This is a genomic window from Hymenobacter volaticus (assembly GCF_022921055.1).
In the GTDB taxonomy this organism is placed as follows: domain Bacteria; phylum Bacteroidota; class Bacteroidia; order Cytophagales; family Hymenobacteraceae; genus Hymenobacter; species Hymenobacter volaticus.
The window spans coordinates 1,713,946-1,737,317 of sequence record NZ_CP095061.1; the positions used below are offsets into that span (position 1 = coordinate 1,713,946).

The window sequence follows — 23,372 nt, forward strand, 5'->3', positions numbered from 1 at the left end:
CCGTAACTTGCCCAGCATGCACATCTTCGCTATTTCCGGCAGTATCCGTCCGGGGTCTTCCAACACGGCCCTGCTTCATGCAGCAACAACGCTGGCTCCACCCGGTACTACCGCTACAATCTACCAGAGCCTGACTGAGCTGCCATATTTTATGCCCGGTAATTACGAAGAAAGTGCACCTGCTGCCGTAGCCAACTTTCGGCAGCAAATACGGGCCGCTGATGCCATTCTGATTTGCACTCCCGAATATGTGTTCAGTATGCCCGGCGTGTTGAAAAATGCGCTGGAATGGCTAGTGGCCTCCGGCGAGCTCTATCATAAACCTACGGCCATCTGGAGCGCCTCGCCGTCCGCCACGGGTGGCGACCAGGCCTACTCTTCCGTGGAGCGCATGCTTACCGTGATGGAAGCTAGGTTGGTACCAACAGCGGCCTTGCAAATCAGCCATGTAAGTGCTCGTGTCAACAAGCAAGGCGAGGTAACCGATGACAGCTTACGGCAGGAATTGCGACAAGCTGTTGCAGCACTTGTAGCAGCGGCAACGTAGCTTCTCTATCCCAACCGATAGGCTGCCGCTAGTGCCATTGGCAGGAGGTAGCGTTTTCGGTATGGGTTACAGGATGAAATGGCCTTGCTTTTTGCCGTGTAGCTCCCGCCATTCGTGCTCCAACATGCTCATTTCTATGAGGCTCCAATAGTTGTCACCGTGTTTGAGCACGTCGCGCATCGTGCCGTCTTTCTTCATGCCGCACTTTTCGTAGCAAGCAATGGCCGCTGTATTGAAGTCGTAGACGCCAAGGTCGATGCGGTGCAGCCCTAAGTCTTCGAAACCAATTTTCAACACGCCTTTTATCATGCCTTGGCATACGCCCCGGCCTCTGGCCGTTGTGTTGCCCACGAGTACCCGGCTGATACGGGCGGAATTGTTTTTGTGGCTAATGCCGCCGAGCGAAATGTGCCCGACAGTTTCACCGCTCTTTGATTCGACGGCTTTATACACCAGCGCATCTGATTCTGGTGGGTTGTTGGTACCCTCTAGATACCATGCAAGCTTGTCTTCGGTAAGGGGGAAGCTAAACAGCGCCCCCGACCAACTTTGGAGCAATTCCGGGTCCTGAATCCAACCAATCAGCTGCTGAAAATCGGCAGGGGTGAAATATTCTAATCGAATCATGTAATAGGCAGTGAGAAAGAGCATGCTTTAGTAAGCTAGCAGCATGCCGGATGTGTGAACCTGCCAAGATACTACATCGATAGCTACGGTTGAGCTTAGCCAGCCGCCAGTAAGCAGCCTCTTGAAGCTGCAGTTCGTAAATGGGCAGTAAAGTACAACCCTCTAAAAGGGATCTGAGTGCCCTATAGCCTAATAATAGTTAGGTTCTAATTTGCCTCGGCCACGGCGCCTGCCGGTAGGAAGGGCTGTTCGGGCGTGTCCATGGTGGTGCGGGTTTTGGGCAGGCTGTCGGGATATTTTGCCTGGATGAAAGCCACCAACTGCTCCCGGATTTCGCAGCGCAGATCAAAGGCCCGGCTGGAGTTTGAGGCGCTCATTAAAGCCCGTAGTTCCATCGTGCGCTCCTTGGAATCGGTGACTTGCAGCACGCATACCCGTTTGTCCCAGAGCGGGTTCTTCTCAACGAGGCGCTTAAGCTCAGCACGCACTTCGTCTACCGGCAGCGAGTAATCGGTGTAGATGAAAACCGTGCCGATGAGCTGCGAAGCGGTGCGGGTCCAGTTCTGAAAAGGTTTCTCGATGAAGTAATTGATAGGCAGCACCAGCCGCCGCTCGTCCCAGATGCGCAGCACCACATACGTAAACGTAATTTCTTCGACCCGGCCCCATTCGCCCTCTACTACCAGTACATCGTCGATGCGAATGGGTTGCGTAAAGGCAATCTGAAAGCCGGCCAGCAAATTGGCAATGGAGCGCTGAGCCGCAAAGCCCACAATCACGCTGGCAATACCCGCCGAGGTCAGCAAGCCCGTCCCGATCCGGCGCACGGTGGCAAAGCTCATTAAGATGAGCGCCATGGCCACGAATATGATGATCGAAACCACCAATTTGCGCACAAACTGCAACTGCGTGAACAGCTTGCGAACTTGCAAGTTGTTGTCGCCGTCGAGTTGGTAATGTTGTTTTACCAGATCCTCAATTACGTCCACTGTTTTCACCAGCCCCCACGCAAACGTGACGACAAAACCGGTTACTACCACTCGCTCCAGTATGCCTAGATGTTTGGGCGAAAGTGGAGCCAGAGGCAGTACAAACAGTAAGGTGAGCACCGGAAAAAAGAAGGTGCTGGCGTGATTTAGATGTTTGGCAACTGAGTGGGAGAGGAGCGTGGTTTCGCGCTTATTGTAGGCCCGTAGTACCCGAAAGACAATAAACTTGAGTAGCAGCCCCACTGCCAAACCACCAGCCACCAAGGCCAGTGTATGCAAAACAGCCTCCGCCTGATCGGGCAGAAGTTCCGGTAAGTTCAGTTTCATGCGCATGCAGATTCACTTGGCAGTACCCAGCTCCAACTCGAAAGGTTACTCGTTGCCCATCTTCCATGGCGGCAGTAAGCAGGTAGCAGCAGTGGTTTTATGTGCCCTACTTCCCTAGCAAGCGGTTTGCGTGCTACACAGTGGTTACCCGGGAAAAAAACCGTCTGTCATTCGATCTTTAGGGATGAACAACAAGCCCGATTAGTAGGAAATAGAAGTTAGCGCACATCGGCGGCGGAGAGAACATGCGCGCCGTGCGCCAGCAGGTCGGCTCGGGCTTGTTGATAGCCATCGGCGGAAATAGCGCGCGTGGCATCTTCAATATAAAATACCTCGAAGCCTTGCGCCAACGCGTCTTTTGCCGAGAAGTACACGCAATAATCTGCGGCGAGGCCGGCGAGGTACACCTGCGTTGCGCCCCGGCCGCGCAGGTAGTCGGTGAGGCCGGTGGCTTTGCGGTGCCCGTTGTCGAAGAAGCCGCTGTAGGAGTCGATGTCGGGGTTGGTGCCTTTGCGGAAGATGGCCTCGATGCGGTGCTGGTTGAGGGCGGAGTGGAACTCGGCGCCGGGTGTGGCTTGCACGCAATGGTCGGGCCAGAGCGTTTGGGGTAGGCCGTGCAAGTCGATTTGCTGAAAAGGTTGCTGGCCGGGGTGGCTGCTAGCAAAGCTGCCGTGCCCGGCCGGATGCCAATCCTGCGTAGCGACCACCAACTCGAAGCGTGGCTGCAACTCGTTGACTAGTGGGATGATAGTATCGCCACCCGCTACGGCTAGCGCGCCACCAGGTACAAAGTCATTCTGAATGTCGATCAGCAGGAGAGCTTTCATGAAAGAACACAAAAAGTGAAGGCGAAGATCAAGAGGTACTTCTTTCCGTCCAAGATAAAACCGGTTTTGTTTCAAGCACCAGATCTATCAAGGAACTCACAAAAAGAATCACGCTGCTGCAATCGATGGCAACGTTGCCGGTAACGATTGCATAAAAAAACAGCCCGCAATCTGATTCGCAAAGGTTTGAGTTACCTAATATCAATGAGCGGTAACTTCTGACTAGGCTACAATTCAACCGTACCGTGTCGATTTGCCTTCTCACTTCACTCCAATTCCCACTAGTATGAAGCACGGTTTATTACTACCTGCTATCCTGTTGTGCGCAGCCGCTCCGGCTTGGGCCCAACAGACTCGGCAAATTTCAGGGCAAGTGTTGGACGACGCTACCGGCGAAGGGTTGGCTGGCGTAACGGTGCTAGTGAAAGGCACCACCAACGGTGCATCCACCAACATGGATGGGCAGTTCACGCTGAGCGTACCAACTACTGGCGAGGTGCAGCTCACGATCAGCTACATTGGCTACGTCACCCAAACCGTAACGGCCAAAGACCAAGGCAGCCTGAAAGTTAGATTGGCATCGGATACGAAGGCGCTAGACGAAGTAGTGGTGATCGGCTATGGGCAAGTGAAGAAGAGCGACGTGACGGGCGCCATCGTGTCGGTAAAAGAGGAGGACATCAAAAAGACCCCGGCGGCCAACGTAATGGAGTCGCTCCAGGGGCGCCTGCCAGGGGTTGATATTACGCGCAGCAGTGGCTCGGCTACATCGGGCGTCAACGTGACGGTGCGGGGCAACCGCTCTCTCACGGCTAACAATGGCCCGCTGTTCATTGTGGATGGTGTGCAGTACAACTCCATTCAGGACATCAACCCCAACGACATCCAGTCGATGGAAGTGTTGAAAGATGCGGCTTCTACAGCCGTTTATGGTTCGCGCGGAGCCAACGGCGTTATTATCGTCACCACCAAGCGCGGAACCTCGGGCAAGCCCCGGGTTACCGTCAGCTCTTATTATGGCCAGACCGACGTTGCCAATTACCCCAAGGTGAGCAACGCGCAGCAGTACGTGGCGCAAAAGCGGGAAGCCAACCGCACGACTGGTTTGTGGAATAGCGAGGCAGATGACCCTAAGATTTTCACGCCTTATGAAGTAGAGTCGATTGCCAACGGTGTCTCAACCGACTGGATGGATTTGTTGCTGCGCAAAGGCGTGCAGCAGGAACACCAGATTGGCCTGTCGGGCGGTTCCGACAAAACCAAGTTCTACACCTCGTTCGACTATTTCAACGAGCAAGGTCTGTTCAAGCTGGATAAACTCAGTCGCTACTCTATTCGCTTCAACATCGATCAGGAGATCAACAAGAAAATCACCATTGGCTTGCAAAGCCAGCTGACGTATTACAACCAAAGCGTCCGGCGCGACCCCACCAACCAGGCCAACAAGATCAACCCGCTGCTCACGCCCTATGATGCCAACGGTGACATTGCCATCTTCCCCAACAGCGGCAATTTCATCAACCCCATCATCGACGAGGTAAACGGCAACTACGAAAACAACGCCCGCACCACGCGCACGTTCACGACGGGGTATGTTAGCTACCAGATTCTGCCGAGCCTGAACATCCGTTCCAATCTAGGCCTTACGCTGTCGAATGCCCGCACGGGCATCTATTTGGGCAGCAATACCTTGGACCGTAACGGCTCGGTGCCCCAGTCGTCGTACGGTACGCAGTTCCTGACCAACTGGAGCTGGGAAAACATTATCAACTACAATAAGACGTTCGGCGACCATTCCCTCACGGCCACTGGCGTCACGTCGTTGCTCACGTTCAACACCGAGAATTCCAACGCGCAGGGCCGCAACCAGTTGCTTGCTTCGCAGCTTTACTACAACCTTGCCAACGCCAACCAGCAAATTGGTATCAATAGCGCCTACGAAGACAGCAAGCTGATTTCGTTTACGGGCCGCGTGCAGTACGGCTACAAAGGCCGCTACTTGCTCACGCTCACGGGCCGCGGCGACGGTTCTTCCAAGCTAGCAGCGGGCAACAAATGGGCCTTCTTCCCGTCGGCGGCCGTCGCGTGGCGCATCATCGACGAGGACTTCATGAAGAGCGTTAGCGCCATCTCCGATCTGAAGCTGCGCGTGAGCTATGGTCGGGCCGGTAACTACGACGTGCCCGTTTACTCGTCGCAGTCGTTGCTGACGCGCATTCCGTTTGGCTACGGCGAAACCAGTGCTCCGGGCTACACCTTTGCCAACCGCATCGGTAACCCTGAGCTAGGGTGGGAACTGTCGAATACCAAAAACGTCGGTTTGGACTTTGCTTTGTTCGACAACCGCCTCTCAGGCTCGGTTGACGTGTACGACACCGAAACCAGTGACCTGTTGCTCGACCGGTTCTTGCCGCTAAGCTCAGGCGTGTCGGTCATCACGCAGAACATTGGCAAAACCCGCAACAAAGGCGTGGAAGTGGGCCTGAACGGGCGCCTCATCGACAACGAAAACTTCAAGTGGAACGCGGGAGTTTCGTGGTTCCTCAACCGTGAGGAAATTGTGGATCTAGGAGGCGCCAGCAGCGACATTACCAACGGCTGGTTTATCGGTTCGCCGACCCGCGTGATCTACGACTACGAGAAGATTGGCATCTGGCAACTCGATGAAGCCGACCAAGCAAAAGCCTTCGGGCAGAAGCCAGGCCAAATCAAGGTGCGCGACCAGAACGGCGACGGCCAGATTACGGCCAGCGCCGACCGCAAAGTGCTGGGCTGGCGCGTGCCGAAGTGGAATGGCAGCTTCAATAGCGACTTCAGCTACAAAGGCTTCGATTTATCGTTCCAGTTCTTCGCCCGCATGGGCCAGATGTTCAACTACGAGTACAACAGCTACTTCGACCCGCAAGGCATCGAAAACAGCTCGCAGCAAAACTACTGGACGCCCGAAAATCCCTCCAACGATTATCCGCGGCCGGATGCTAGCTTATCGAAAACCACGCAGCAAAACGCCTTGTACGGCAACACGCTGTACTACCGCGACGGCTCATACGTGAAGTTGCGGGCTGCTACGCTGGGCTACAACATCCCTCAATCAGTACTGGAAAAACTGCACATGTCGTCGCTACGGGTGTATGTGCAAGGCAAGAACCTCGTGACCTGGAGCGACATCAAAGATTATGATCCGGAGCGCGGTGGGTCCATCACGTCGCCAATTCCTAGAGTAGTATTGGCCGGTATCAACCTAGGTTTTTAGAACATCCTCACGCACGAACAGACATGAAATACGCAACTATCAAACTTGTGCTGACGGCCGGGGTGCTCACACTTACGCTCCCTGCCTGCGAAAAGCAACTTGAAGAATACAATCCCTCGGGCCTTACGGCGGAAACCGTATATACAACGCCCGCTGGTTTCGAAACCCTTGTGAATGCCGCCTACTCATACACCCGCTGGTGGTATGGCAAGGAAGATGGCTACAGCGTTTCCGAAATGGGCACCGACCTGTGGCTGCGCGGCGCCGGCGACGTAAACCCCGACCTCACGGATTACACCACGCTCCAGGGTAGCTCACGGGCGCTCGAAACCCTGTGGGGCAAGCTCTATGCGGCCGTCAACCTCTGCAACGCAGGCATCAACCGCATCGGGCAGTCGGGCATGACGGACGCGCAGAAGAAAGTCCGCGAAGGTGAACTACGTTTCCTGCGGGCTTTCTACTACTGGCACATTGTGGAAACCTGGGGCGGCGTGCACTTCACCACCGAAGAAACAACCACCGTGCAAACCACAGCCAACCGCACACCAGTCGAAACGTTCTACAACCAGATTTTCGAAGACCTGAACATTGCGGTAGCGAACCTGCCCGCTACCACCACCGATTATGGTCGAGTGACGAAGCCTGCTGCCGAGGCTTTCTTGGCCAAAATGTATTTGACCCGCGGGCAGAACAAGGAAGCGGCCGACTTAGCCGAAAAAGTAATTAGCGGTTACAGCTTCACTTTGCAGCAACGCTATGCCGATTTGTGGTCGATGACTAACCTTGAGAACAAGGAGATTCTATGGTCGGTCAACTATTCGAAAGAGTTGAGTTTAAATGACCGAGTGGATAATACGCTATATCCCGACGGGCATCCCCGTGGCGGCAACAACGGCCACTTGCTCTGGATGATGAAGTATGATGACCGACCCGGTATGGTCCGCGACATTGCCAACGGCCGTCCGTTCAACCGTTTTATGCCTAGCCGGTACCTGCTCGACCTCTTCGACGAAACCAAGGACTCGCGCTACGCAGCCTCCTTCCGAACAGTGTGGTTGGCCAATACCGTTGTGGCGGGCAAGCTAGCTGTTAACGATACGGCCATCATAGCAACAAAAAAGGTGATTCCCGCGGCTAGGCGTACAAACAAGAACTATTTTGTTGTCGACCGCAACGACATTTATAACCCCAACGGCACCGGCAAAAACCGGCTGCAATATGTGTGCCTGCGCAAGTTCGACGACCCTACGCGTCCTACCATTGCCGAAGAGCAAAGTGCCCGCGACGCATACGTTATCCGCCTGGCCGATGTGTATTTGATGGCGGCCGAAGCGAACTTCAAGCTCGGCAACCTGCCAAAAGCTGTCACGCAAATCAACACCGTGCGGGAACGGGCTGCGTTGCCCGGCAAGGTAGACGACATGCGCATTACTGCTTCCAATTTGAGCTTGGACTTCATCTTGGATGAGCGGGCGCGCGAACTGGCTGGCGAGCAGCTGCGCTGGTTTGACCTCAAGCGTACCAACCGCCTAGTGCCGCGGGTGCGAGCCAACAACCCCGAGGCTGGTGCTAGCATCCAAGATTATCATATGCTGCGGCCTATTCCACAACGGCAGTTGGATGCCATCCAAAACGGAGCGGAATTCACACAGAACCAAGGATACAGATAACACTTTCCTCGAAACCCCACTGACTACCCGTTGGTGGGGTTTTACTTGCCATTATGAAACATCTCACCGTTTACCTTTTTGCCCTCATTGCCAGCTCCAGCTTCGCACTCCGGCCCACAACCGAAAAGCAAGTGGCAAGCGCGGCCGCCGTGCCCGACCTGCCGAAAGTGGTGGAGCCCTCGTTTAGCAAAGACACCTTCAACATTGTGAAATACGGCGCGGTAGCCGACGGTCAGACGTTAAATACCGAGGCATTCCGCAAGGCCATTGAGGCGTGCAGCCAGAAGGGCGGCGTGGTGCTCGTACCACGCGGCTTGTGGCTCACGGGGCCTATCGAACTGAAAAATAACGTGAACCTGCACGTAAAGCGTGGCGCGCTAGTCCAGTTCAGCAACAAGCTCTCAGACTTCAAGCTGATCAAAACCAATTGGGAAGGCGTGGATGCCGTGCGCAATCAGTCGCCTATTTCTGGCTACGATCTGCAAAACATTGCCATCACCGGGGAAGGTACTTTCGACGGAGCCGGCGACGCTTGGCGCATGGTAAAGAAAGAGAAGCTCAACGAAGGCCAGTGGCAGAAGCTGGTGAAGTCGGGCGGCGTGGTCGATGCCAAGGGAACCACGTGGTATCCCACGGCTCAGTCGTTGAAAGGCTCTACTACGGCAAAGCCCGGCATCTTGCAGCCCGGTAAAGACGTTGCCGATTTCGCCGACATCAAAGATTTCCTGCGGCCCAACATGCTGAGTTTGCAGCGCTGCAAGAAAATTCTGCTGGAAGACTTTACCATTCAAAACTCCCCGGCCTGGACCATTCACCCGCTGCTTTGCGAAGACATTACGCTCCGCAACGTAACGGCCCGCAACCCCTGGTACGGCCAAAATACCGACGCCCTCGACCTGGAATCGTGCCGCAACGGCATTGTAGAAAACTGCACCTTCGACGTGGGCGATGATGGTATCTGCATCAAGTCGGGCCGCGACGAGCAGGGCCGCAAGCGCGGCGTACCCACCGAAAACTTCATTATCCGCGACACCAAAGTGTACCACGCGCACGGTGGCTTCGTGATTGGCTCTGAAATGTCGGGCGGGGCGCGCAACCTGTACGTGAGCAACTGCACCTTTATTGGTACCGACGTAGGCCTGCGGTTCAAGACCGCGCGCGGCCGCGGTGGCATCGTGGAAAACATCTTCGTGGACGGCGTTGATATGACCGATATTGCCGGCGAAGCCATCCTGTTCGACATGTACTACGCCGCCAAGGACCCGGTGCAAGTGAACGGCGAAGCGTTTTCTATTCCTGAAATTCAAGCCGAACCGCTAGGGGAGGGCACGCCGCAATTCCGCAACTTCCGCATCAAGAACGTGACGTGCAAAGGCGCGGCCACCGGCATCTTAGTCCGGGGTCTGCCCGAAATGAACGTGAAGGATATTGAAATTGAAAACGCGGTGCTGGAAAGCAAAAGGGGCCTGGTATGCCAGGAAGGTAGTGGCATTAGCCTGAAAAACGTGGCCTTGTTCTCCACCGAAACCAAGCCCGTGCTGGAAGTGCAAAACAGCCAGAACATCACTCTCGACAACATCCGGTATGCCGCCGGCGCCGACCTGCTACTGCGCGTCACTGGCGACCGTAGCAAAGCCGTGAAGCTCGTTAACACCAACACCAAATCGGCGAAGAAGGACGTGGAAATCGGCCAGAAAGTCGCCAAAAAGGTGGTCACGATTTCGCAACGGTAGCCGTAGCTTGTTGGGGCAAATTTCCTCTTCTCACCTGAGGAGAGAACGTTACTCCTCAGCGCAATCTAGGCAGCTAATCTCGGTTCGAAAGTTGTTTAGTTGAGGCATCCTGCTTACACTTACATAGCACATGCTGCTCCAACCACTGTGCTACCGTAGTTGAAATGACCGTCATGGCAAGCTTGTCAGCGCATGACGTCCGAGGTAAAAAAATAGCATCTAACCACCCCAACCGCTCCTTCGTGGGGCGCGGAACTAGCGTCTAGTCTAGTAAAGTCTCAGTTTAAATTCACTGCATGTCCTTTCGCCGCTTCCTTTCCGCCGGCCTCCTGCTGGCCTCCCTTACCACCAACGCGCAAACGCTGGCCAAACCGGCCACTGGTCCGGCTATGTCGCAGCGCATGGCAGACGCTTTCATTAGCTGGCACCCCGATTCTATTCTAATCGGCACTCGCAAAACCGCCCGTTGGGACTACGAGCAAGGATTGATGATGAAGGCCTTGGAGCGCGTGTGGGAGCGTACCGGCGACGCCCGCTACTTCACTTACATCCAAAAAGACCTCGACCAGTTTGTGTTGCCCGACGGCACGATTCGCACCTACAAGCTGGAAGACTATAACCTTGACAACCTAACCACTGGTCACGCGCTGCTGCTCTTAAGCCAACTGTCGTTGGGCAGCCAAGCAACGCAGCAGAAGTACGTGAAGGCCGCGCAACTACTGCGCAAGCAGCTCGACGGCCAGCCGCGCACCCAAGCGGGCGGCTTCTGGCACAAGAAAATCTACCCGAACCAGATGTGGCTCGATGGTCTCTACATGGCCGAGCCGTTCTACGCCGAGTACAGCAAGCTCTTCAACCAGCCCGCCGGCTTCGACGATGTGGCCAAGCAGTTTGCTCTCATCGAGAAGAACCTAGTGGACCCCAAAACCGGCCTGCTCTACCACGGCTACGACGAAAGCAAAGAGCAGAAATGGGCCAACAAAACCACCGGCCAGTCGCCCAACTTTTGGGACCGGGGCATGGGCTGGTACGCCATGGCGCTCGTGGATGTACTCGACTATTTCCCCGCCAATCATCCGCAGCGGGCGCAGCTCATCAAAGACGTGCAACGCCTAGCCCCGGTGCTAGCCAAGTACCAAGACCCCAAAACCGGCACTTGGTCGTTGGTGGTTGACCAAGCCACCCGCAAAGGCAATTACGCCGAAGCTTCGGGCAGCAGCATGTTTGTGTACGCGCTGGCCAAAGGCGTGCGCATGGGCTACCTCGACAGCAAGTACGCGGCCGTGGCCAAGAAAGGCTACGATGGATTGCTGAAAACCTTTGTGGCTACGGAAGGCAACGCGCTGGCCTTCAACGGCACAGTGAGCGTAGGAGGCCTCGGCGGCAATCCGTACCGGGATGGTAGTTTCGAGTATTACTTGAGCGAACCGCTCCGCAAAAACGACCTGAAAGGCGTGGGCCCCTTTATTCTGGCCAGCGTGGAAATGGAAATTGCTGCTGAAAGTGCTCTAGGCAAAGGTAAAACGGTAGCCGTTGATAACTACTTCAACCACGAAACGCGCAAAAACAACCTCAGTGGGCAAACGGAGACCTGGCACTACACTTGGGAGGAACGCACCCACGGCGGCTTCTACTTGTGGGGCAACCAGTTTCGCGAATTAGGTGCCAAAACCGTAACGGTGCCCACTGCCCCCACCGCCGCGTCCTTGAAAGGAGTAAACGTGTACATCATCGTCGATCCGGACAGCAAGAAAGAGTCGCCGCAACCCAACTTCGTGAAGCCTGCCGACGTGCAGGCCGTGACGGATTGGGTGAAAGCGGGTGGCACGCTCATGTTGATGGCCAATGACACCTCGAACTGCGAGATTCCGCGTTTCAATACGCTGGCAAAAGCATTTGGCATCACCTTCACGAACACCAGCATGAATATGGTGAAAGGCGACCAGTTCGAGCAGGGCCTAGTGAAATTCCCGGCGGGCAATGCAGTTTTCAAAACCGCCAAAACCGCCTACGTGAAAGAGTTATCGGTGCTAGACGTGAAGAGTTCCGCTACGCCCTTGGTGAGCACCGGCAGCAGCGTCATCATGGCTACCGCCAAATTGGGCAAAGGAACCGTGTTTGCCATCGGCGACCCGTGGCTGTACAACGAGTACACCGACGGACGCAAAATCCCGGATACCTTCGACAACTTCGAAGCCGGCAAAGACCTAGCGACCTGGCTGCTGCAACAGTCTGGCCGCTAAGTGAAGCGCGCCTTGTTGGCTGGAACCTGTGGTGAGAGGAATCAACATGCAGGGTGCGCTTCTTCGTTTCTGGCTTGCCTTCACCAAGTTCAAAGAAAGTTTGTGAGGGCAAGCCAGTAAACGACCTAGTGAACTTTCTTCAAACTGCTTGAATGGAAGTAGAGCAGTAGCACCTTCCTAAACACAAAGCCCGAGGGGACATCAGCTAAAGTTGATGTCCCCCTCGGGCTTTAAAAGTTAGTAACACGTTTCTATACAAGCCGTATTATAGCAAAATAGGCTATGCAGCAAGAACTTACAGCGTGCGTGTTACTCCTAGAGGCTCTGCGTGTTCGGCCAAGCTTGTAGAGTTGCGGACGATAAGCTCAGTTGGAATCTTAACGGTATCGACGGGCTTGGCGCGCTGCTTGTTTTCAATCAAGTCAATCAGCCTTTCGGCGGCTACTTGCCCTATTTCCTGCGCTGGCTGCACCACGGTGCTCAGGGAAGGAGACAGCAAATCGGCGACGTTCAGGTTCGTAAAGCCAATAAGGGATACATCTTCGGGAATGGCGAGCCGGCGCTGGTGCAGCGCTTTCAGGCAACCAACGGCTAGCCGGTCGGAGGCGGTAAAGAAGGCGTCGGGGATAGGGTCGAGGGCCATGAGTTCGTCGACCATCGGGCCTACTTCGTCGGGGCCAAACGTGCCGTACCGGATCAGGTTTTCATCGAATTCTAAGCCATACTTTTCCAGAGCGGCGCGGTAACCTGCCAAGCGCTCCTGCGTGATGCTCAGCCACGGCTGAATGGTAAGGTGCGCAATGCGCCGCCGCCCCGATTGAATCAGGTGCTCGGTAGCAGCAAAAGCGCCGCCGAAATTGTCGGCCACTACTTGCGTCACGTTCAGCGCCGCCGACACCCGGTCGAACAACACCACGGGTACCTGCTTATCAATTACGTCGCGCAGGTGCGACACATCCGACGTTTCGCTGGAAAGAGAAATCAGCAACCCGTCCACCTTGCGCGACATGGCCTGGTTTACGTTGGCCATCTCCCGCTCGTATGATTCCTGGCTTTGGAAGATGATAACGTGGTAACCGCGGTTGTAAGCAATGGCCTCGATGCCGTTGATGGCCTGCGAGAAGAAATAGTTGGCAATTTGGGGTACAATAACTCCGATAGCACGGCTAGAACTGCCTTTCAGACTGAGCGCAATGGGGTTGGGCCGGTAGTTGAGCCGCTCCGCGCATTCCATTACCAGCCGCTTAGTTTCCGGATTGATCTCGTAGCTGCCCCGTAAGGCACGGGACACGGTAGAAGTGGAAAGGTTAAGCTCGCGGGCAATGTCTTTTATCGTGAATGTTTCCAACGGTCAGACGGGTTTGGAAGGAGTAGGGTAGGGGGTAAACTCTCTAAAGTGCAATGCCTGCAAAAAGCAGTGGAGAGGGGCTTGCGGGGCTGAAAGTATAAATAGCTGGCCGAATTTCTCTAAACTCAACTATCGATACCAGTTGGAACGCACATCGGCAACGTTCCCGATAACGTTTGCGCGAATAAACATTGTGCTATTCTTCCTTTTGGAGTACACAACTTTTAATCTTAACATAACAGATGTACTGTATGTCGTACGAAAAGTACAGTATTTTCTCCCGAAAAGTTTACAAACTCCTATTCGCATGGCTTTAGCTGCTTCCTTCGATTTAACTGGCAAACGTGCCCTAGTAACGGGCTGTACTCGGGGGATCGGGCAGGCAATGGCCATTGGATTGGCCGAGGCGGGCGCCGATATCATCGGCGTGTCGGCCTCTTTGGCGCTCGAAGGCAGTGAAACCGAGCAGGCAGTGCAGGCTCTAGGCCGCGAGTTCAAAGCCTACAAAGCCGATTTCGGCGACCGGGCGCAAGTGGATACGTTTATCACCCAAGTGCAGGCCGACTTCCCGCAAATCGACATCCTGATCAACAACGCCGGCACCATCAAAAGGGCTCCGGCGGCCGAGCACTCCGACGAGTTGTGGGATGAAGTGTTAGCCATCAACCTCGATGCACCGTTCCGGTTGGCGCGCGCCATCGGCGGCCAAATGCTGCGCCAAGGTTCGGGCAAAATCATTTTTACGGCCTCATTGCTTACTTTCCAAGGCGGCATCAACGTGCCCGGATACGCAGCGAGCAAAGGCGCTATTGGCAGCGTGGTGAAAGCGCTAGCCAACGAGTGGGCCGGCCGCGGGGTCAATGTCAATGCCATTGCTCCCGGCTACATTGCCACCGACAACACCGAAGCCCTGCGCAACGACCCCGACCGCTCCGCCAGCATCCTGGGTCGTATCCCGGCTGGCCGCTGGGGCACCCCCGACGACTTCAAAGGTCCGACCGTGTTCCTCGCTTCATCGGCCGCCGACTACGTGCACGGTACCATCCTTACGGTCGACGGTGGCTGGATGGGCCGCTAGAATCGGTTTCTGAAATTGTCTTCTCTACCGCGCTATTGCTTTCTTTAGCAAACCTTAGTACCTCACTCACTTCCTTTCCAAGATGAACCAACGCTATGCCATCGGCCCGCGCGAAACCGCGGCAATGACCACCGACGAACTCCGGGAGAACTTCCTGCTCGAAGACCTGTTTGTGGCCGGCACCATCGAGTTGGTCTACACGCATTACGACCGCATGATTGTGGGCGGGGCCGTGCCCACCACGGAGCCGCTGCCCCTGCCTAACCCCGAGAACCTAAAGGCCGAGTACTTCCTGCAACGCCGGGAACTAGGCATCCTCAATATTGGGGCCGCGGGCACCGTCACCGTCGATGGCACGGTGCACGAGCTTGGCAACCAAGACTGCCTCTATGTGGGCAAGGATACGCGGGAGGTTGTTTTTGCCTCAACGGATAGCAGCCAGCCCGCGCAATACTATTTGCTTTCGGCTCCGGCGCACCATGCTTACCCGACGCGGCGCATGACGCAGGCTGAGGCCACACCCGTGCAGCTAGGTTCGTCGGAAACGGCTAATGAGCGCACCATCTTCAAATACATCTACCTCGAAGGCATTCAAAGCTGTCAACTCGTGATGGGGCTAACCCAACTCAAGCCCGGCTCGGTGTGGAACACGATGCCCTCGCACGTGCACGACCGGCGCATGGAGGTTTACGTCTACTTCGACCTGCCCGAAAACCAGCGCGTGCTGCACATGATGGGCCAGCCGCAGCAAACACGCCCTTTGTGGGTAAACAACCGCCAAGCCGTACTCTCGCCCCCGTGGTCGATTCACACCGGCTGCGGCACCAGTAACTACACGTTCATTTGGGGTATGGCCGGCGAGAACCTCGAGTACACCGACATGGACCCCGTTACCATCGATCAACTCCGCTAAAACTCTTATGTCAACTACTGAAACCAACTTCCATCTCGGCAACGATAGCCAGCCTTGGGTGCAAGTAGCCGAAGGCATGCGCCGTCAGGTGCTGGCTTATGATCCGCAGATGATGCTGGTCCGGGTGGCATTCGAGAAAGGAGGCATAGGCGCCTTGCATCACCATGTGCACACGCAAATCACGTACGTGCAAAGCGGTGTGTTCAAGGCCGTAGTAGGCGACGAGACACGTGTGATGCAGGCCGGCGACGTGTTTTATGCGCCCTCCAACGTGTGGCACAGCGTGGAATGTCTGGAAGCCGGTGTGCTGGTCGATACGTTCAGCCCCATGCGCGAAGACTTTATCTAGCGGGTTCCTCTCTACCTGATGCGAATTCAGCTACTCATAGCAAGAAAACTACTGCTCCTGCTGACGGGAATAGGGGGATGGGGATCTTTTCAGCCCGGGCCCAGCAGGTGACAGTGGCGGCGGATGGTTCGGGAAATTTCCGGACCATCCAGGCCGCACTCAATAGTTTGCCCAACCAAGCCACCAAACCGCGCACGGTGTACATCAAGAATGGCACCTACCGCGAAAAGGTATTTTTAGACGGTAAGCAGCAGATTATCCTCAAAGGCCAAAGCGAAAAAGGCGTAATTCTGACGTATGCGCTGGCTCGCGACGAATGGCGCTGCGACCCGGAAGGCGGTGCCGACGATTGGGGTGTAGCCACGCTCAACATGCGAAACTCGCCCGACGTTACGCTCGAAAACCTGACGGTGCTCAACACCTATGGCTTCGACGATAAAGGCGAAGTAACCATTAACTGCCCCACCGACTTGACCAAAAAGAAAACTATCAGCAAAACCGGCCATCAAATGGCACTGCGTACCATGCCTGGTACCACGCGCCTACTCGTGAAGCACTGCACCTTCCGTGCCCTAGGCGGCGACACCGTAAGCCCTTGGGACGTGGACGCGGGCCTATACTACTTCCAAGACTGCACCATGGAAGGCGGCGTAGATTTTTATTGCCCCCGCGGATGGGCCTACGCCGAAAATTGCCGCTTCATCTGCCATAATCCGAATGCTGCTATCTGGCACGACGGTTCCGGCAATAAAGATTCGAAAACAGTGCTGAAGAACTGCGTTTTCGAAGGCGACGACAACTTCAAGTTGGGTCGCTTCCACCGGGAGGCGCAGTTCTATTTGCTTGATTGCAAGTTCGCCAAGAACATGGCCGACGCCGATATCTATTGGGCTACATCGGGGCCGGGAGCCAAGCAGTGGGGGCGGCGCGTGTACTACGCCAACTGCCACCGCGATGGCGGCGACTATGCCTGGCACCAAGACAACCTAAGCACAGCCGAAGGTGCCCCCAAAGCGTCGAAAATTACGGCCGATTGGACCTACGGCGGGCGTTGGTACCCTGTATCGGGCAAGAAGGCAACGGTAGCCCTAGCACCGTCTAATCCCGCCAATACCAATTCCGTGATGCCGACGGCTGCCAATCTGCGCGCCGACCAGGCGGATAGTATAGCGGAAAAGATGCTGGTATATCAGCGCAGCGTGGGCGGCTGGCCTAAGGCCGTGAAAATTGCGTCGGTGGAAGAGAAGGTGGATTACACCAAACCCCTGTCGGCGGCCAAGCGGGCTAGCACCCTAGCTGATGCTGCTCGCAACGATGCCACCATCGACAACAACGCTACTACGCGCGAAATCACCTACCTGCTGCAAGCTTTCAAGCGCACCAACAATCCTGCTTACCGGCATGGCGCGGAGCGAGGCATTCAATACCTGCTGAAGATGCAGTACCCCAACGGCGGCTTTCCGCAGTACTACCCCGATGCTAGCAGCTACCGCCACCTCATCACCTACAACGACAACGCCATGATTCGGGTGCTAGACTTGCTACGGAGCGTAGCCAAGCAGCAAGACGAGTTTGCCCTCGTCAACCCTGATTTGGTAGGGCAGGCCAAGCAAGCTGTAGACCGGGGTGTGGACTGCATTGTGAAAACGCAGTACGTGCAAAAAGGCAAACGCACGGCTTGGTGCGCGCAGCACGACGAAAAAACCTTGCAACCTGCCAAAGCGAGGGCCTTCGAGTTGGCTTCGCTTAGTGGTTTCGAGTCGGCGCGTATTGTAGAGTTCTTGATGGGAATTGAGAACCCCTCGCCGGAAGTGAAGCAAGCCATTACCAGCGCCGTAGCGTGGTTCGAACAAGTTAAAATGCCGAACCTAGCCTTGAAGGAAACGAAAGACCCGAGCCAGCCAACCGGCCGCGACCGGGTAATAGTGCCGGAGCCCGGCGCCACGTTGTGGGCCCGGTTTTATGAACTTGACACCAATCGTCCCATTTATGTGGGGCGCGACAGCAAGGTGCATTACGCCTTAGCTGAAATAGAAAATGAGCGGCGGGCGGGCTACGTCTACGCGGGCACTTGGCCAGCGAAACTGCTCACCAAAACCTACCCGCAATGGCAGCAAAAGTATGCGGCCACCACTCCGCAGGCCAGTAAATAATCAGTCTCCGCTATGCCCCACCTCTCGAAATTCCTCGTTCTTTCTGCCCCTTCCACAGCGGCATCCCTTCCCACTGCCGCGCATTTTGAATTGCCCGAAAAGGTGCTGCAATTCGGCACCGGCGTACTGCTGCGCGGCCTGCCCGACTACTTCATCGAGAAAGCCAACCGCCAGGGCATCTTCAACGGCCGCATTGTGGTAGTGAAAAGCACCGATGGCGGCGACATTACGGCCTTCGAGCGCCAAGATGGGCTCTATACCTTGGTGGTCCGTGGTATCGAGGATGGCCAAACGGTGGAAGAGAATATGGTTTGCTCGGCCATTAGCCGGGTATTGTCGGCCAAAAGCCAGTGGGACGAAATACTCGCCTGCGCCGCTAACCCCGAGCTGACAATCGTTATTTCCAACACCACCGAAGTAGGCATTCAGCTAGTAGCCGACGATGTGACGCAGACGCCACCCGTCTCGTTTCCGGGCAAACTGCTGGCTTTCTTATATGCCCGCTACCAAGCCTTCAATGGCGACAAAGCCAAGGGCCTCGTGATTGTGCCCACCGAGCTTGTGGTAGACAACGGCACCAAACTCGAAGGCATCCTGCTCGAGCAGGCGCACCGCAACAACCTGCCCGCCGAGTTCATCGATTGGTTGGAAACGGCCAATTCTGTGTGCAACTCGCTGGTGGATCGCATCGTGCCCGGCCGGCCCGACGTGACCATGCAAGACACCCTGGCCGAGCAGTTAGGCTACGATGACGAATTGCTGACCATGTCGGAGGTGTACACACTGTGGGCCATTGAGGGCGACGAGCACGTGAAAGAAGTGCTTTCGTTTCATCAAGTAGATAAAGGCGTGGTCATCCAGCCCGACATCAACCAATTCCGGGAGCTAAAGCTTCGTCTGCTCAATGGCACGCACACACTTAGCTGCGCCCTGGCCATCCTATGCGGTTACACAACCGTGCGTGAGGCCATGGACGATCAGCAGTTTGCCAGCTTCGTGCAGAACCTGATGCTAACGGATTTGCTACCAGGCATTCCGTACGCCATAGACGAGCAAGTAGGCCAGCGCTTCGGGATGCAGGTCCTCGACCGATTCCGCAACCCCTATATCGAGCACCGCTGGTTGAGCATTAGCCTCAACTATACTACCAAGCAGCAGATGCGCAACGTGCCTACGTTGCTACACTACTCGCGCCAGGTGGGCGGTGTGCCGCATTATGTGGCATTAGGTTTTGCCGCTTATCTGCTGTTTATGCGTGGCACCCGTCAGGAAGCCAGCGGCTGGCACGGTGAAATAAACGGCACGGAATACCTCATTCAGGACGACAAAGCCGGCTACTTCGCTGACCTCTGGAACCGACTTGGTCCCGCCGAACTAACGCGCACAGTGCTACACAACAGCGCGTTGTGGGGCCACGATTTGCTGACCGTGCCGGGCTTTGCCGACGAGGTAAGCAACTACTTGGAACAGCTCATCGAGCAAGGCGGAAAAGCCACACTGAGCAAGGTGCTGAACCAGACTGTAGACCAGCAAGCCGCCGTGAAATGAAATTGAACTGCACTTTGTTTTACCTCCGCATAAACCAAGCATTCTGCTTAATTTAGATAGCAAAACAAAGTGCAGCTAGTACAAGAGATGGTACTTTAGAGCCTCTCCTCGGTCCGAAAGACCGTAAAACAAGACCCAAGCAATGAAGCATCTAGTAGCTAAAATCCACCCCGATGACAACGTGCTGGTAGCCTTGCAGGACCTACCCGTTGGCACGCCCGTCACCTACGACGGTGTTACCGTCACGACCACCGAACGGATTCCAGCCAAGCATAAATTAGCCATGCAGTTCTTGGCTCCCGGCGACCCGGTGCATATGTACGGGGTGCTGGTTGGCAAAGCGGCACAAGCCATTGGCGTTGGTGGCCTGCTAACCACCGGCAACATCCGTCACGCCACCGACAGCTACGGCGAAAACCAGGAGCGTCGCGCCGCTTGGACTGCCCCTGACGTATCGAAGTGGGAAGACCGCACTTTCATGGGCTTCCACCGCGCCGATGGCAGCGTGGGCACTGCCAACTACTGGTTGGTGATTCCGTTGGTGTTCTGCGAAAACCGCAATATTCAGGTGCTGGAAGAAGCCTTGGTGAATGACCTTGGCTATGCCCGCCGTAAATCATATCAGCCCCAAACACAAGAGCTGATTTCGTTGATGCAAGCCGGTAAAACGGTAGAAGAGATTCTAGCCACCGACTTACACAGCGCCGAGGGCAAGCACCAGAAGCCGAAGCTGTTCCCAAATATTGACGGCATCCGGTTTCTGAGCCACGAAGGCGGTTGCGGCGGTATTCGGCAAGACGCCCAAAGTCTGTGTGGCTTGCTGGCTGGCTACATCACCCACCCCAACGTAGCGGGTGCTACCGTACTAAGTCTCGGCTGCCAGAACGCTCAGGTGAGCATGCTGCAAGACGAAATCAACAAGCGTAGCCCCAACTTCAGCAAGCCGTTGTTCATCTTGGAGCAGCAGAAGCTTGGTACTGAAGAAACGCTTATCAGCACGGCGTTGCGCCAAACCTTCGCGGGTTTGATGCAAGCCAACCAAGTACAGCGCCAGCCCGCGCCCCTCAGCAAGCTGTGCATCGGTCTGGAGTGCGGCGGCTCCGATGGCTTCTCTGGTATTTCCGCCAACCCTGCCGTAGGGCACGTGTCCGATTTGATGGTGGCCTTGGGTGGCTCGGTTATTCTAGCTGAATTCCCCGAACTGTGTGGCGTCGAGCAGGAACTAGTAGACCGCAGCGTAGACCACGCTACGGCCGAACGGTTCAGCTCCCTGATGAAAGCCTACGGCGACAGTGCCGTGGCAGTAGGCTCGGGCTTCGACATGAACCCTTCTCCGGGCAACATCCGCGATGGTTTGATTACCGACGCTATGAAGTCGGCGGGTGCGGCGCGCAAAGGCGGTAGCTCCCCGGTGGTAGCCGTGCTCGACTATCCTGAGCTCGTGACCAAGCCCGGCTTGAACCTGCTTTGCACTCCCGGCAACGACGTGGAATCGACCACCGCCGAAGTAGGATCGGGCGCCAACGTGGTACTCTTCACGACCGGCCTCGGTACGCCTACCGGCAACCCCATTGCGCCGGTTGTTAAGATTTCCAGCAACACGGCGTTGGCGAATCGGATGCCCGACATTATCGACGTAAACACCGGCACCGTTATCGATGGCGAGGAAACTATCGAGCAAGCCGGGGAGCGGATTCTGGATTATGTGATTCGGGTAGCCAGCGGCGAAGAAGTAGCCGCCGTGCGCCACGGTCAAACCGACTTTATTCCTTGGAAACGCGGCGTCTCGTTGTAAACGATTCGCTATTCTCCTGACACGATATTAGAACAAGGCCGTGATACTGCGTTTGCAAAGCATGACGGCCGACATCGGACAATTTCTTGCCTGAAAATCCAGCCGTACTAGGAGACTACAGGGAAGCATACACTCATCAGCGCATTACCTTTCTGAACTAGCGGGATTCGCCCTTTCTCGCTTCCGGTACCTAGCTCAATCAAAGTATGAAAAAGCCCTTCCTAAACGAGGATTTCCTACTGCAAACCGAAACTGCGCAGCAGCTCTACCACGAGTATGCCAAGCAAATGCCTATCATCGACTACCATTCGCATCAGATTCCCGATCAGATTGCGCAGGACCGGCAGTTCGAGACCATCACCCAAATCTGGCTCTACGGCGACCACTACAAGTGGCGCGCCATGCGCACCAATGGGGTGCCGGAGCGCTTCATTACGGGGGATGCATCAGATTGGGAAAAGTTTGAGAAGTGGGCCGAAACTGTGCCCCAAACCGTGCGCAATCCGCTCTACCATTGGACGCACTTGGAATTGCAACGCTACTTCGGCATCACCGAATTGCTGAATAAAGAAAGTGCCCGCCGTATTTTCGATGAGTGCAACGCCAAGCTCCAGACGCCGGAATACAGCGTTCAGAACTTGCTGCGCCGCATGAATGTGGAAGTGGTATGCACCACCGACGACCCAGCCGACTCGCTTGAGCATCACCGCGCCATAGCGGCTAGCGGTTTCGAGGTGCGTGTACTGCCCACCTTCCGCGCCGACAAAGCCATGACACCGGAAGATGCTACCGCTTACAACCAGTACCTCGATAAGCTAGGCGAAGCTGCTGCCGTAGATATCCGCACGTTCTTCGACCTGCAAACCGCGCTGCGCCTACGCCACGACTACTTCGCGGCCCTCGGCTGTCGGTTGTCGGACCACGGGTTAGAGCAGATTTACGCGGCTGATTACACGGAAGCAGAAATCAACGACATCTTCGTTAAAGTAAGGGGCGGGGAGGAGCTAGCGGCTAATGAGGTGTTGCAGTTCAAGTCGGCTCTGCTGGTGCTGCTAGCCGAAATGGATTGGGAAAAAGGCTGGACGCAGCAGTACCACTTGGGCGCTCTGCGCAACAACAACTCCCGCATGCTGCGCCAACTCGGCCCCGATACAGGTTGGGATTCTATCGGTGACTTCTCGCAAGGCCGCGCTCTGTCGCAGTTTCTGAACCGCCTCGACGGGCAGGATAAACTGGCCAAAACCATCCTCTACAACCTAAATCCAGCCGACAATGAGCTGATTGCTACGATGGTTGGCAACTTCAACGATGGCTCGGTAGCGGGTAAGGTGCAGTTCGGCTCGGGCTGGTGGTTCCTCGACCAGAAAGACGGCATGGAAAAGCAAATCAACGCCTTGTCGAACATGGGATTGCTTAGCCGCTTTGTGGGCATGCTCACCGATTCGCGCAGCTTCCTTTCCTACCCACGTCACGAATACTTCCGCCGTATCCTCTGCAACCTCATCGGCACCGATGTGGAAAACGGCGAACTGCCCGACGACATGGAATTGCTCGGCACCATCGTGAAGAATATCTGCTACGGCAACGCCAAAGAATACTTCGGGTTCGATGCAGTAGCCGAGCCAGCATTGGAGGCAGCGGCAGCCCGTTCGTAGAGTACGGCCCGCCAAGCTTTGGCTTAGCGGCTCGCAGAAAGCCAAGCGGGAAGGGTATACTTCGCGCTACATTCAAACTTCAGCAACGATACGAGGCATTGCTTCGTGGCACACAGCAACAAAATGAAACAGGTTGTCACCTTCGGGGAGATAATGATGCGCCTCTCGACGCCCCTGAACTATCGGCTCACGCAGTCATCTAGCCTGGAAGTGAACTACGGCGGCGGCGACGCCAACGTGGCCGCTGCCGTGGCTGGCTTGGGCGTGCCCGCCGCGCACGTTACCTGCTTCCCCCCAATGAGCTAGGCCAAGCTGCT

The 23,372-nt window shown here is 55.8% G+C and carries 17 protein-coding genes; 13 read left to right on the forward strand and 4 right to left on the reverse strand.

The window, feature by feature from the left end; translation table 11 throughout:
* Nucleotides 1-16: 16 nt before the first annotated feature.
* Nucleotides 17-547: an NADPH-dependent FMN reductase gene (locus tag MUN86_RS07410; RefSeq protein ID WP_245123592.1), complete on the forward strand. Its 531-nt coding sequence runs from the start codon at nt 17-19 to the stop codon at nt 545-547.
* A 66-nt stretch (nt 548-613) separates the two neighbouring features.
* On the opposite strand, the gene MUN86_RS07415 is transcribed toward MUN86_RS07410, so the two are convergent.
* From MUN86_RS07415 to pncA, 3 genes are all read right to left on the reverse strand, one after another.
* Nucleotides 614-1,174: a GNAT family N-acetyltransferase gene (locus MUN86_RS07415; RefSeq protein WP_245123595.1), complete on the reverse strand. Its 561-nt coding sequence runs from the start codon at nt 1,172-1,174 to the stop codon at nt 614-616.
* Nucleotides 1,175-1,380: 206 nt separating this feature from the next.
* Nucleotides 1,381-2,490, reverse strand: a complete 1,110-nt coding sequence (locus MUN86_RS07420) for a mechanosensitive ion channel family protein (protein ID WP_245123598.1) — start codon at nt 2,488-2,490, stop codon at nt 1,381-1,383.
* Between the two features lie 218 nt (nt 2,491-2,708).
* Entirely contained in the window at nt 2,709-3,317 is a 609-nt protein-coding gene (gene pncA, locus MUN86_RS07425) for a bifunctional nicotinamidase/pyrazinamidase (protein WP_245123601.1), read from the reverse strand.
* Nucleotides 3,318-3,603: 286 nt separating this feature from the next.
* Here pncA and MUN86_RS07430 point away from each other — a divergent pair, with 286 nt between their 5' ends.
* The 4 genes from MUN86_RS07430 (at nt 3,604) to MUN86_RS07445 (ending at nt 12,216) form a co-directional block, all read left to right on the forward strand.
* The gene (locus MUN86_RS07430; protein ID WP_245123603.1) at nt 3,604-6,570 is read left to right on the forward strand and encodes a SusC/RagA family TonB-linked outer membrane protein; all 2,967 of its coding nucleotides are present in this window, start codon (nt 3,604-3,606) and stop codon (nt 6,568-6,570) included.
* A gap of 23 nt (nt 6,571-6,593) precedes the next feature.
* On the forward strand, nt 6,594-8,240 hold the full coding sequence (locus MUN86_RS07435; RefSeq protein ID WP_245123606.1) for a RagB/SusD family nutrient uptake outer membrane protein: 1,647 nt from the start codon (nt 6,594-6,596) through the stop codon (nt 8,238-8,240).
* 53 nt (nt 8,241-8,293) lie between these two features.
* The gene (locus MUN86_RS07440) at nt 8,294-9,973 is read left to right on the forward strand and encodes a glycoside hydrolase family 28 protein (RefSeq protein WP_245123608.1); all 1,680 of its coding nucleotides are present in this window, start codon (nt 8,294-8,296) and stop codon (nt 9,971-9,973) included.
* Between the two features lie 296 nt (nt 9,974-10,269).
* Nucleotides 10,270-12,216, forward strand: coding sequence for a glycoside hydrolase family 88 protein (locus MUN86_RS07445; RefSeq protein WP_375379475.1), 1,947 nt, complete (start codon nt 10,270-10,272; stop codon nt 12,214-12,216).
* A 295-nt stretch (nt 12,217-12,511) separates the two neighbouring features.
* Here the strand turns inward: MUN86_RS07445 and MUN86_RS07450 are convergent, their stop codons facing one another.
* Entirely contained in the window at nt 12,512-13,564 is a 1,053-nt protein-coding gene (locus tag MUN86_RS07450) for a LacI family DNA-binding transcriptional regulator (RefSeq protein ID WP_245123611.1), read from the reverse strand.
* A 307-nt stretch (nt 13,565-13,871) separates the two neighbouring features.
* On the opposite strand from MUN86_RS07450, the gene kduD reads away from it, so the two are divergent.
* The 8 genes from kduD (at nt 13,872) to MUN86_RS07490 (ending at nt 23,361) form a co-directional block, all read left to right on the forward strand.
* Entirely contained in the window at nt 13,872-14,642 is a 771-nt protein-coding gene (kduD, locus tag MUN86_RS07455; RefSeq protein ID WP_245123614.1) for a 2-dehydro-3-deoxy-D-gluconate 5-dehydrogenase KduD, read from the forward strand.
* An 82-nt stretch (nt 14,643-14,724) separates the two neighbouring features.
* Nucleotides 14,725-15,555 (forward strand): 5-dehydro-4-deoxy-D-glucuronate isomerase, encoded by an 831-nt coding sequence (gene kduI, locus MUN86_RS07460; protein ID WP_245123617.1) that lies wholly within the window; start codon nt 14,725-14,727, stop codon nt 15,553-15,555.
* Between the two features lie 7 nt (nt 15,556-15,562).
* Entirely contained in the window at nt 15,563-15,904 is a 342-nt protein-coding gene (locus MUN86_RS07465; RefSeq protein ID WP_245123619.1) for a cupin domain-containing protein, read from the forward strand.
* Between the two features lie 77 nt (nt 15,905-15,981).
* Entirely contained in the window at nt 15,982-18,057 is a 2,076-nt protein-coding gene (gene pelA / locus MUN86_RS07470; RefSeq protein WP_245123622.1) for a pectate lyase, read from the forward strand.
* Between the two features lie 12 nt (nt 18,058-18,069).
* Nucleotides 18,070-19,605, forward strand: a complete 1,536-nt coding sequence (locus tag MUN86_RS07475; protein ID WP_245123625.1) for a tagaturonate reductase — start codon at nt 18,070-18,072, stop codon at nt 19,603-19,605.
* 142 nt (nt 19,606-19,747) lie between these two features.
* Nucleotides 19,748-21,400 carry a UxaA family hydrolase gene (locus MUN86_RS07480; protein WP_245123628.1) on the forward strand — a complete coding sequence of 551 codons (1,653 nt, stop codon included), beginning with the start codon at nt 19,748-19,750 and terminating at the stop codon, nt 21,398-21,400.
* Between the two features lie 206 nt (nt 21,401-21,606).
* Entirely contained in the window at nt 21,607-23,055 is a 1,449-nt protein-coding gene (gene uxaC, locus MUN86_RS07485) for a glucuronate isomerase (protein WP_245123630.1), read from the forward strand.
* A 123-nt stretch (nt 23,056-23,178) separates the two neighbouring features.
* On the forward strand, nt 23,179-23,361 hold the full coding sequence (locus tag MUN86_RS07490) for a hypothetical protein (protein ID WP_245123633.1): 183 nt from the start codon (nt 23,179-23,181) through the stop codon (nt 23,359-23,361).
* Nucleotides 23,362-23,372 lie beyond the last annotated feature (11 nt).

Excerpts from the sequence above, each read along its gene's own strand:
- MUN86_RS07410 (WP_245123592.1), top strand. The coding sequence starts at position 17 with ATGCACATCTTCGCTATTTCCGGCAGTATCCGTCCGGGGTCTTCCAAC.
- MUN86_RS07415 (WP_245123595.1), bottom strand. The coding sequence starts at position 1,174 with ATGATTCGATTAGAATATTTCACCCCTGCCGATTTTCAGCAGCTGATT.
- MUN86_RS07420 (WP_245123598.1), bottom strand. The coding sequence starts at position 2,490 with ATGAAACTGAACTTACCGGAACTTCTGCCCGATCAGGCGGAGGCTGTT.
- pncA (WP_245123601.1), bottom strand. The coding sequence starts at position 3,317 with ATGAAAGCTCTCCTGCTGATCGACATTCAGAATGACTTTGTACCTGGT.
- MUN86_RS07430 (WP_245123603.1), top strand. The coding sequence starts at position 3,604 with ATGAAGCACGGTTTATTACTACCTGCTATCCTGTTGTGCGCAGCCGCT.
- MUN86_RS07435 (WP_245123606.1), top strand. The coding sequence starts at position 6,594 with ATGAAATACGCAACTATCAAACTTGTGCTGACGGCCGGGGTGCTCACA.
- MUN86_RS07440 (WP_245123608.1), top strand. The coding sequence starts at position 8,294 with ATGAAACATCTCACCGTTTACCTTTTTGCCCTCATTGCCAGCTCCAGC.
- MUN86_RS07445 (WP_375379475.1), top strand. The coding sequence starts at position 10,270 with ATGTCCTTTCGCCGCTTCCTTTCCGCCGGCCTCCTGCTGGCCTCCCTT.
- kduD (WP_245123614.1), top strand. The coding sequence starts at position 13,872 with ATGGCTTTAGCTGCTTCCTTCGATTTAACTGGCAAACGTGCCCTAGTA.
- kduI (WP_245123617.1), top strand. The coding sequence starts at position 14,725 with ATGAACCAACGCTATGCCATCGGCCCGCGCGAAACCGCGGCAATGACC.
- MUN86_RS07465 (WP_245123619.1), top strand. The coding sequence starts at position 15,563 with ATGTCAACTACTGAAACCAACTTCCATCTCGGCAACGATAGCCAGCCT.
- pelA (WP_245123622.1), top strand. The coding sequence starts at position 15,982 with ATGGGGATCTTTTCAGCCCGGGCCCAGCAGGTGACAGTGGCGGCGGAT.
- MUN86_RS07475 (WP_245123625.1), top strand. The coding sequence starts at position 18,070 with ATGCCCCACCTCTCGAAATTCCTCGTTCTTTCTGCCCCTTCCACAGCG.
- MUN86_RS07480 (WP_245123628.1), top strand. The coding sequence starts at position 19,748 with ATGAAGCATCTAGTAGCTAAAATCCACCCCGATGACAACGTGCTGGTA.
- uxaC (WP_245123630.1), top strand. The coding sequence starts at position 21,607 with ATGAAAAAGCCCTTCCTAAACGAGGATTTCCTACTGCAAACCGAAACT.
- MUN86_RS07490 (WP_245123633.1), top strand. The coding sequence starts at position 23,179 with ATGAAACAGGTTGTCACCTTCGGGGAGATAATGATGCGCCTCTCGACG.